Origin of the sequence: Methylobacterium sp. E-016 (assembly GCF_022829745.1) — a bacterium.
In the GTDB taxonomy this organism is placed as follows: domain Bacteria; phylum Pseudomonadota; class Alphaproteobacteria; order Rhizobiales; family Beijerinckiaceae; genus Methylobacterium.
The window spans coordinates 1-10420 of record NZ_JAKSYF010000068.1 but is presented as its reverse complement, the minus strand read 5'-3'; the positions used below and the strand labels follow the sequence as shown (position 1 = coordinate 10420).

Sequence of the window (10420 nt, the reverse complement as noted above, 5' to 3'; positions counted from 1 at the left end):
GTGCGCGATCAGGTCCGCGCGCAGGTGGTCGACTTCTGGGGCCGGCTCGAGGCCGCCAAGGCGCAGGTGATCGCCGCCCAGGCCCAGGTCCAGGCCAACGAGGTCGCGCTGAACGGCGTCCGCGAGGAAGCCCGCGTCGGGCAGCGCACGACCCTCGACGTGCTCAACGCGCAGCAGGAACTGCTCAATGCCCGTGTGAACCTGATCACCGCCCAGCGCGACCGGGTGATCTTCTCCTACGGCGTGGTCCAGGCGATCGGCCGGCTGACGGTGCGCTACACCGCGGTGCCGGTGGCGGTCTACAGCGCCAAGGTCCACTACGACCAGGTCAAGGACCTCTGGTACGGCGTGCGCTCGCCGGACGGCCGCTGAGGTTGAAATCAAAAAATGGCAAAGCGACCAAGGCAGCCATCACAACTCAACTGGGAAGATATTCGACTTTTTCTTGCTATTGCCGAGGCTGGGTCGATCCGTTCTGCCGCCAAGGCTGTCCATCTACATCATTCTACTGTGGCTCGCAGGCTTGCTAAGCTAGAAGAGCAGCTTCAGAATAAGCTGATCAGATCTGATATGGTCGGAATTTCAAGCTGCTCTCTCACTCCGTATGGAGCGGACATGATTCCGTTGGCAAAGTTGATGCTCGAAGCTGCAGTAAAAATTAAAAACGCGCGCTGAGGCTAATTCCGACTCGCTGTCGTTTGCTCTTCATTCCACCGCCACCAGCAAGGCTGCCAAAACCAATCTCGTGCAAGCATGCGTAGTAGCCCCGTGCGTCTTCCTACCCCTGCCGCTCATCGTCGCCGGGCTCGTCCTCCATGCCCTTAAATGACGTCTCATAATCCGAGACGGTACTTGTATCGCATCCGAGACGCTCATTTTTCGCGCCAAGCCTTCGCGACCTGATCAGAAAGCGGTTTGATCAGGTAGCTCAGGACGGAGCGTTCGCCGATTTGGAGGAACGCCTCGACCGGCATGCCGGGGACAAGGCGGACTGCGCCAAGCCGCTTGCGCTGGTCTTCTGGCACAAGGATGCGGGCGGTGTAATAGCTTTGGCCCGTCTTGGGGTCGGTCGAGACGTCGGCCGAGACGCGGCTTACCGTGCCGTCGATCTCGGGCGTGGTGCGGCTGTTGAATGCGGCGAAGCGCAGCACTGCACTCTGGTCGTGGCGCACGTTGTCGATGTCTTGGGGCTGGATCCGTACCTCGACGGCGAGCTGGTCAGCCGACGGAACGATTAACATTGCGGGCTCGGCCGGCGTGACCAAGCCGCCGACGGTATGAATGCTCATCTGGTGCACGGTGCCGTCCTGCGGGCTGCGCAGGTCGATGCGCTTAAGCTGGTCTTCGGCCGCCACCCGCTTTTCGCCTAGCTCCGACGAGCGGCCGCGGATGTCGGCCAGGTCCTTGCCGACCTCGGTGCGCATGTCGCCGTCGATCTGCAGGATCTGCAACTCGGTCTCGGTGATCTTGCCCTTGGCTGACGCGGTCTGGGCGACGAGCTGACCCCGCTCGCCCTGCAGACGAGCGGTCTCGCGCTCCAGGGCTGTGACGCGGCTCAGCGGCACGAGGTTCTTGCCGTAGAGCTCGCGCACGCCCGTCAACTCGGTGAGGATGAGTGCTGCCTCGCGCTCCTTGGCCTCCACCTGCTGGGTTAGACCGCCAATTTCTTGGCGTAGCTGCGCGATGCGTTCTGAGAGCTGCGCCTTCTGCCCGGCTCGGGCAGCGCGGCGGGCGGCAAACAGCCGGGTCTCGCCTTCGACAAGGCGTACGACCGATGGGTCTGCATCCTTTCGCGCAAGAAGGTCTGCCGGGAAGGTGATGGTCGCGATGCCGTCGCGCTCGGCTTCGTCGCGGGCGCTGCGGGCGTTCAATTCGTCGAGCGCCTTGAGGACGATGTCGAGGTTGGCTCGGGTCTGGGTCGCATCGAGGCGAATCAGCACGTCGCCGGCCTTGACCCGGTCGCCCTCGCGGACGAGCAGTTCACCGACCACGCCACCGGTGGGGTGCTGCACCTTTTTGACGTCGGATTCGACCACGAGTTGGCCGGGGGCGATCACCGCTCCCGCGATGTCGGTGAAGGTGGCCCAGCCGCCGACACCGATCACCAGCACGGTGCCAAGCGCCAGGCTTAGCCCCAGGTGGCGGCGGATTGAGGCCTGCGTCGAGCCGCGGGACCCTGATTCACGAGACATAAGTAGACGGCTCATCACGCGATTTCCCGGAGGGGCTGAACCGGAACTCGGCGCTGGGGCTCTACTGGCATTGCGGCGGGACGCAGGACGCGTTTCAGAACCTCGTCCTTGGGACCAAAGGTCTGGATGCGTCCGTCAGCCATCGTCAGGATCAAATCCACGGCAGCGAGTGCGCTCGGACGATGCGCGATGACGATGCAAATCCCTTTGCGTTGACGGATCGATAGGATGGCTCGGGTCAAGGCGCCTTCGCCCTCCGCATCGAGGTTGGCGTTGGGTTCATCGAGGATGACGAGAAAGGGTGTCCCGTAGAGTGCACGGGCCAATCCGACTCGCTGGCGTTGCCCTGCCGAGAGTCCGGCGCCCCGCTCTCCGATGCGGGTATCATAGCCTTCAGGAAGCCGTAGGATGAGTTCGTGGACGCCCGCTGCTTGGGCAGCAGCAAGCACGTCGTCGGCGGAAGCAGTGGGATCGAACCGAGCTATGTTTTCGGCAATGGAGCCGGCGAACAGCTCCACCTCCTGCGGCAAGAATCCGATGTGGGGACCGAGATCACCAGTCGACCATTGATCGATGGCCGCACCATCCAAGCGCACCGTTCCACGCGCCGCGGGCCAGATCCCGACCAGCCCCCTGACGAGGCAGGACTTGCCGGAAGCGGAAGGACCGATAACGCCCAGCACCTGGCCCGCTTGGAGCGAGAACGTCGCATCTTGGACCACGAGCCGATAAACTCCGGGAGGTGCCACGCTCAGGCTTTCTACCTGCAGGGACCGGATGGGGGACGGCAACGGATGATGCTCGGCTGCAACCGGCAGGTGTTCCAGCAAATCAGACAGCCGTCCCCAGCTCTGGCTCGCCTGTACAAACCCTTTCCAACTGGCGATCGCGAGTTCGGCGGGTGCAAGCGCCCGTGCCACCAAGATTGAGGAGGCGATGATGACGCCGGACGAGGCTTGCCCGTTGATCACAAGATAGGCCCCGAGGGCCAAGACCGCCGACTGCAAAGCCATACGGAACACCTTCGAAAGCGTGCCGAGGCCGCTCGCGATATCCGAAACCCGTTGTTGAGCTTGCATGTAGTCGCGGTTGGCGTGGGACCAACGTTCGGTCATCCATCGCTGCATGCCCATCACAATCAGAACCTCAGCGTTGCGCCTGCTCGCTTCGGCAAGGCCGTTACGTCGCACGCCGTGGTTCGTAGACATTTTTGCGGGTCCACGTGTTGCGCGATCGGTCACGAAACCGACAAGGGCAAGGATGCCGGCGCTTGTCAGTGCGGCGACTCCGATGAGGGGATGGAACATGAAGCAGATCAGGAGGTAGATCGGCATCCAGGGTAAGTCGAAAAAGGCTGACGGCCCGATTCCGCTCAGGAATGCACGAACTTGATCGAGGTCGCGCAGCGGCAGGAGCCCGTCACTCGAGGCGGTCTGTTTCAAAGATCCGCGCACGACGATGTCGAAGACACGCTCGCTTAAGGACTCATCAAGCGTTGCGCCGACGCGTGTTAGGATGCGCGAGCGTAAGATCTCGATCAGCCCCTGAAAAACATAGAGAATCAAGGCAAGCCCACCAAGACCAATTAATGTCGGGATGCTACGGCTGGGGATGACACGGTCGTACACTTCCAGCATGAAGAACGACCCGGTCAGATAGAGCAGATTGACCAGGCCACTGATCACAGCAACCCCAACGAACGCGCTGCGACAGCGGGACAAAGCCGCGAACAGCTCCGACGACGCGGGACTCGTTGCCACGACGGGTTTCCTTCCGAGCAGGGCTGGGCACCTTCGAGATGGAAAATAAAACACAAAGATTTATGATGTGTGGAAGCTCGTGTTGCCATCCGTCTAGTCTGGTTCGATCGTCCTCGCATTTGAACGGACCCAACCTGGATCGGGCACACGGCGCGACGATTCTTCGTATCCCGAGCTTGAACGCCTGAATGTGGCCTCGCGTCGCGCGGGGCCAGTTTCGCGAATCAAGCAACCAAGACGTTTGATCCCGCTCTGCTTCGACGGTGCGTCCATAAAGGATCTGACAGACGTGCCCTGTGCCCCAGTTCGTTCGTCTTTCGCCTCCCGACGTTGCGGCACTTGAGGCTTACCCGCCCCCACTGCGCAAGTGAGCGCACTGCCGAATGTGCAACTAACGAGCGACTAACCAATGTCAGACACCGATCCGACGGACAATGAATTCAACCTGGTCGAAAAGGCCGAAAAATTCGAGGAGTTCGAGCCGATGCCGGGTCCGCCTGGCCGAGCCGAGCAGTGGGAAGGTGGCGGACCAGAGGGCTCGGGGGGGCTCCCACGGAATCGGTGCCGAGCGCAGCAGGAGGCCATCGAGCGCCGGCTTCTGGAACGGCACCGCGATGCGACCGGGATCAAGCCGAACCGAGAGGCGTCCACGATTTGGCATTACCGGAAGATCGTCGCCAGCCTTATCCAACAGGCCGACACATCGCCAAACCTCGAAACCATCGAGCGGCTAACCTGGGCGATTCGGTGGTTCTCATTCGGAGGAAATCGGTGGGAGCCGGCGACGATCGGCACTTATCGAGCGGCGCTCACATGGGCGGCCGAGACCATGACGCAGACGCTCGACTTGGATGTCGCCCGCGTGGAAGAACTCCTAACCCTTCTCGACGCAGGCCCAGATCCACGTGGGGCGCACGCGCTGCCGCGAACGAGCAGCAAGAAGCGGATGGCCATCACCGCAGATGAGCATTTGCGCCTCGTCCGGGCGCTCGTAGCGGGGAAGACCCAAACTGCGCGGCTTGTTGCGGGCATCATCGGATACGGCGTCCAATTCGACCTACGACCACGTGAGTTCCGACGGGCTTTCGTCAAGGGGCACCAACTCGTCGTCAGGTGCGCGAAATACACCAACGGGCGCGGCATCGGCCAGTGGCGCTATCTCGATCTGGTCGGCTTTTCGGACCAAGACGTTCTGGCCCTGCGCGATTTCCTCGTCAGCTTCAAACGCGCCGTGCGAAGTGCTTCCTCCTGCGACGCGTTCTTCGAGCGGCTCGCGAAAGCGCTGAGCAAAGCCTGTCAAAGCCTCGGCATCCCGGCCATCGCGCTTTACACCGTGCGCCATCAGGCGATTGACAATTTTAAACGGTCCTTCGACCGGCGGATGGTCGCAGCCTTCGCGGGCCATCTTTCGCAGCACAGTGCCTCGCGCTCCTATGCCCGCCGCCGCGGCGGCGGGCGCGTAAAACCGACCTGCCGACCCTCGCTGTTCTCGAACATGGCGGTGCGACCGCTTCCAGCTAGAAACCCGAAAGCCCATGACGCGGTCGAAGCGCCCGCGTTCGTTCGGTGACGCTGCGCTGAGACCTTGATGGTCGTTGTCTCGGAACGATGGCCCACAGCGGCCATGCCATGTTGAGGTCGGTCGAGGGCGCAGGGAGCAACGCCAACGTAGCGGGTGGGTCGCGCCGAATTTGCCAAGACATGGATCTCAGGGCGCGAGGCTCGCGCGTTGGTCATCCACGCAGGATGAAACGGCCGAGGCTCTGTTTCCAAACCACTGACCTTTGCGAAAGGTGCCCCGAAATGCCTTGGGGTCATGAGTTTGAGAATGCGGTTCGGGAGGATAAAATTTACGGCAGTGATCCGAGAAGCCTGAGGCTGCCAGCTCCGGCGTTGCGGCCGCCTCGTGTGGCACTTCCAAGCCGTGATTGGTCGGCCGTTAGGCGGAAGATGTAACCGCCCAGCGGCGGTCGACCTCCGAAATGTGCGGGATGCTATCGATCGCCCACCTTGGATCGCACGGCGGTTCGTTCAATTGACTATGAGGTCGGTACGGGTGGGTCCGCGCGAAGGCGGATCCGGGCGCCCGGCCGGACGTACGATGGCGCACGGGTGGTCGCGACCGTTGTGAGGTGGATGCCCTGAACACAGCAGGTAGACCCGCGCGACGGCGATACGTCGTTGGTGTTCCCAGTGACGCAAAGGCTTCGAGATCACCTGCTCTGCGCCGGCCAACCGATCTAATTCGATGAGCTGCCTCTACGATCCGGCCAGTTAAAGGTAATTACCTAGGGGGTATCCGGCCGCTGCGGCGGGCACTGAGCGGGCGTTCCCCTTTTGCAGCGTTTGGATTTCGCTCGCTCCTTCATGGGATGGGGCGCAGCGATCTTGAGCGGTTGAGCCGGGAGGAGCTGATCGAGCTGGTGCTGCGGCTGCAGCGCCCGGAAAAGACCTCGCGCACCTCCTCGAAGCCACCCTCGACCGACCGCGAGGGGCGACGCGAGCAATCCAAACCCGGCGGGCCAAGCCTGGGCACCAAGGTCACAGCCGGGGGGATGAGCGACGATCCCGATGCCGTCGTCAAGCATCGTCAGAATCGCTGCATATGCTGCGGTGGCGCCCTGCACGAAGATCTTCCCGCCGAGCTCGTCAGCGTCTCCGAGCGGATCGAGCTGCCGGAGGTGGGCCCGGTCGTGACCCAGCATCGCCGGTTGGACGTGCATTGTCCGACCTGAGGGGCGCGGGTGGTCGCACCGGTGCCGGAGGTGGCACGCGGCACCCCGTTCGGCCCGCGGCTGCCTGCGGTGGCGACCTATCTCAAGACCTTCCAGGGACTGTCCTACGAACGGCTCCAGGCGGCCTTGTCGAATCTGTTCGGGGTCGTGTCCCTGGCCGTGGTGTAGCTTGGTGAGGGCCACCACGATCACCGGCTTGGGCCGGGACGATCAGGCTGCCAGGGCGGACAGGCTGACGAGGGCAGCAACGCCTTCCATTGGGTGTTCCACGCGGCCGACTCGGTGGTGCACACGGCCTCGCCGACGCGGGGCGCCATCGTAGTGAGCGAGATGATGGACGGCCACCGGCCCGCGATATGGATCTCGGACCGTTACACCGCCCAGCAGGGGCACGCAGCCTCGCATCAGACTTGCCTCGCCCATCTCGCTCACGACGTCGTCTCCGTTGTCAGGCGAGCGACGATCCGGTCCCCTGGCGTTTGCAGCTCTGGCTGCGATCCGTGTTCGCCTTGGCCGAGCGCGTTACCGATTTGGCCACCTCGACGCTGTCCGCCAAGCGCCGGAGTCTGGATCGCCAACTCGTGGCCATCCTTGCCACGCCGAGCGGCTGCGACCTCATCCCAAGCCTCCAGGCCAAGATCGGCCGCGCTCGCGATCAGCTCCTCGTCTTCCTCGCCCATCCCGGTGCGGTCGAGCCGACAAACAACGCCTCCGAGCGGCTGCTGCGCCCGTCCATCATCCAACGGAGGGTCACCAACGGCTACCGCGCGAGGTGGGCCGCCGAGGGCGAAGCCGCCATCCGCACCGTCATCGATACCGCGCGCCTCACAGGCAGCAACCCCTTCAGCACCATCCTCAAAACCGTTGGCGCCTGAACCCCACCCTCACAAGGGTGGGTAATTATCTAAGGCAGCTATGAGCTACAGCCGCGCATGGTCGCCGCAGCGGCCGCCAGCCCCCAGGCAAGGAGGTCCTTGGCCTCTGCTTCGGTGCGCGCCTCGGTGTAACAGCGCAGCTCCGGCGCGTTGCCCGACGCGCGGAAGTGGATCGTGCGGCCGCCGTCGAGCGCGATCCGAACCCCGTCCTGCGCGTCGACCGCCTCCGGCGCGCCGACCGGCTGCAGGAACCTGTGTCGGAACCCCGCGTCGCCGAGGCTCTGCAGGAGCGCGCCGCTGCGCTCGGGCGGCGTCTCGGGCAGGCGGTCGCTCGCCATCGCGCCGACATCGAGAGACGCGACGAGGCCGGCCAGCGGCAGGCCGGCGTCGCGTGCCGCGGCCAGCGTCGCGAGGATCGGCAGCATCGCGTCGCGCGTTGGCAGGGCGGGCAGCACCCGGCCGGCGAGCGCCACGTCCGATCCGAGGAGAAAGCCGCCATTCGCCTCGAAGCCGGCCACGGCCTTCGCGCCCGCGCGCTGCGCCTGCTCCATGCCGGCGATGACGAAGGGCGAGCCGACCCGGGTGCGCAGCACCTGTGCGAACCCGCCGGCCCGCTCGATTGCTGAGCCTGCGGTGACGGGCACCACCACCGCGTCGGCGCCGAGATACCGCGCCGTGATCAGGCCGAGCACGTCGCCGCGCAGGATGCCGCCGGCGGCGTCGGCCACCAGCGGCCGGTCGGCGTCGCCGTCGGTGGTGACCAGCGCGTCGTAGGCGCCGGACGCCATGGTCTCGGCGATGTAAATCACGTCCTCCGGGCGATGCGCTTCGGTGTCGATCGGGACGAAGGTGTCCGAGCGGCCGACCGGCGTGACCTCGGCGCCGAACCCCGCCAGCAGGTCGGCGAGCAGATCGCGGGCGACCGAACTCTGCTGGTAGACGGCGACCCGCAGGCCGGCGAGGATGTCGGGTGCGAAGGCCGCGCCGTAGCGGCGCCGGTAGCGCTCGACCACGTCCGGGTCCGGCGTCGCGGCGGCGGGTGCCGGCATCGTCCCGACCGCGGAGACGTCGCCGAGGGCGGCGAGGATCGCGACCTCGTCGGCCTTGGTGATCTCGCCGTCGGGCCGGTAGAACTTCAGGCCGTTACGGTCCTGCGGGATGTGGCTGCCGGTGACCATCACGGCGCAGGCCCCGCGCCGGATCGCCTCCAGCGCCAGCGCCGGCGTCGGGAGCGGGCCGCAATCGATCGCGGCAAAGCCTGCGGCGGCAGCCGCCGTGGCGACGGTGGCCGCGATGCCGGCGCTGCTGTCGCGCAGGTCGCGCCCGATCACCACGGTGCGACTCGCGCAGTAAGTGGCGCCGACGGAGCGGAAGAACGCGCCGGCATAGGCGTAGCTCGGCCACCCGACGAGGTCGGTCACCAAGCCTCGCAGGCCGCTCGTACCAAACTTCAGACTGCTCACGACGCCCTCATGCCAATCACCGACGAAATGTGTTCACGGCCCGGTCCGATCCAGTCTTGCGCGGGCGTGTTCGAGGACGTCGGCGATGGCCGCGTCGCCGGTCGCCACCGGAATCTCGGGGGCCCGCATCCACTCCGGCGCGACCCGGACCTCGAACGCGACCCGTGCGTGCCGGCGCAGGTCGGCGAGCAAGCTCGCGATGCTGCGCGGCCGCCCCGAGGCGACGATGAACACCGACCCGTCCGCGATGTCCAGACCGCGGGCGATCAGCTCGGCATAGGCCCGCACCACGTCGCCCATCGCCACTCAAGGGCCAGCGAGCCGGAGTGCCGCCCGAGATGCACCCTAATCGTCGAAGGGAGTGGGTAACTACCGGATAAGGTGTCGGCGCCCTGATCCCTCGCATCGAATCTTCGCAGATGGAAGGCCGTCCACTGCCGGGAAGCGAAGGTAAGCTTCAGGAAGGCGGCGCTCATTCAGCGTCGATTGGCCAGTTGCATGGTGGCCGAGCTGAGGTCGGTTAAAAAATTGCCCGTGTGGTATCGGTCATCATTTTCAGGAATCGATCTGCGTGTTGCACCGGAGGGTCTGCGCGTCCTTGCGCTGCGACGATCGCTTCGCGCGGGGCGCGGAGCGACGTAGCTCGGGTGATCCGCAAACGTGCTCACCAAGATCCGCCTCACATCGCGGTAGCTTCGGGCGGACACACGCTCCATCGGTGGAACTGGTGGACCTGGCCTTAGCAATCTGCCTCCTACCGTGGGCCCGTCCCTCAAACGATGCGGTCCAGACGAGCTGAAGGGAGGGCATCGGCTTTACTACTTGAGCCTGTAACACGTGTCGATGTTGTGGTTTTCATCTGGGGCACTGATCGCAACGCGATCGTTGCACGCATGAGCGCGCCGATACGCTCGGGTTATGGCTGACCGGAGCTGCCCCAGACCTCGACGACGTGCGACTGTCCGGTCCGCTCTCCTCCAAGCGGGATTGTGTCACCGCAGGCCGCTACCAACTTCCTTCGCGTGACGTGGGCGGTCTGTCCAAGATCCCGGCAGTCTCTCTGCTGCTTGGCGTCCGGTCCCGTGTCAGGGTAGGGCGTGGGCGATGTCTGTTTGATCGGCGCCATTTGTCGAGCGCCACGCATGTGCACGTATCGACATGGTGCTTGATGCGATCTTCATAGACCCCGAGGTGGGACCGTAGTGGCTCTGGTCTTCGGCATCTCAACTTGGCGTCTGCTCGACCCGAATGGTTTCAAGCCAAGAGGAGGCCGTGCAGGGACTGATCGGCATGGTTTGCGATGTTCTCGTGGCTCTGGGCGAAGCCGATGAGGAGATCGGCCCGGTCCATGCTGTGGCTGTCGAGGGCGTTGGTCCAGTAAGCCATGCCCTCCGG

General features: G+C 64.6%; 8 protein-coding genes and 1 pseudogene. 4 read left to right on the top strand and 5 right to left on the bottom strand.

From position 1 onward, the window contains the following. Together MKK68_RS07180 and MKK68_RS07175 are read left to right on the top strand one after the other, a co-directional pair. Nucleotides 1-372: TolC family protein (locus MKK68_RS07180; RefSeq protein ID WP_244029535.1), on the top strand; the 372-nt coding region annotated here is incomplete at its 5' end. A 15-nt stretch (nt 373-387) separates the two neighbouring features. Beyond that, nucleotides 388-675: a LysR family transcriptional regulator gene (locus MKK68_RS07175; protein WP_244029533.1), complete on the top strand. Its 288-nt coding sequence runs from the start codon at nt 388-390 to the stop codon at nt 673-675. A 197-nt stretch (nt 676-872) separates the two neighbouring features. Here MKK68_RS07175 and MKK68_RS07170 read toward each other — a convergent pair whose 3' ends face one another. Further along, nucleotides 873-2207, bottom strand: a complete 1335-nt coding sequence (locus tag MKK68_RS07170) for an HlyD family type I secretion periplasmic adaptor subunit (RefSeq protein WP_244029531.1) — start codon at nt 2205-2207, stop codon at nt 873-875. After that, the gene (locus tag MKK68_RS07165) at nt 2207-3952 is read right to left on the bottom strand and encodes a type I secretion system permease/ATPase (protein WP_244029529.1); all 1746 of its coding nucleotides are present in this window, start codon (nt 3950-3952) and stop codon (nt 2207-2209) included. Before MKK68_RS07165 ends, MKK68_RS07170 begins: the two co-directional genes overlap by 1 nt. 409 nt (nt 3953-4361) lie before the next feature. Between MKK68_RS07165 and MKK68_RS07160 the strand changes: the two genes are divergently transcribed. Both MKK68_RS07160 and MKK68_RS29410 read left to right on the top strand, forming a co-directional pair. Further along, a complete protein-coding gene (locus MKK68_RS07160) occupies nt 4362-5522 on the top strand; it encodes a hypothetical protein (protein WP_244029526.1) in 1161 nt (386 codons plus the stop codon). A gap of 802 nt (nt 5523-6324) precedes the next feature. After that, nucleotides 6325-7587 (top strand): annotated as a pseudogene (locus MKK68_RS29410) (transposase). A gap of 13 nt (nt 7588-7600) precedes the next feature. Here the strand turns inward: MKK68_RS29410 and MKK68_RS07140 are convergent. The 3 genes from MKK68_RS07140 to MKK68_RS29895 all read right to left on the bottom strand — a co-directional run bounded on the left by MKK68_RS07140 (nt 7601) and on the right by MKK68_RS29895 (nt 10411). Next, nucleotides 7601-9025 carry a phosphomannomutase gene (locus MKK68_RS07140; RefSeq protein ID WP_244029520.1) on the bottom strand — a complete coding sequence of 475 codons (1425 nt, stop codon included), beginning with the start codon at nt 9023-9025 and terminating at the stop codon, nt 7601-7603. Between the two features lie 33 nt (nt 9026-9058). Then, complete coding sequence (locus tag MKK68_RS07135; RefSeq protein WP_244029518.1) at nt 9059-9325, bottom strand: hypothetical protein; 267 nt, start codon at nt 9323-9325, stop codon at nt 9059-9061. 954 nt (nt 9326-10279) lie between these two features. Next, nucleotides 10280-10411 carry a DUF4214 domain-containing protein gene (locus MKK68_RS29895; RefSeq protein WP_409567159.1) on the bottom strand — a complete coding sequence of 44 codons (132 nt, stop codon included), beginning with the start codon at nt 10409-10411 and terminating at the stop codon, nt 10280-10282. Nucleotides 10412-10420 lie beyond the last annotated feature (9 nt).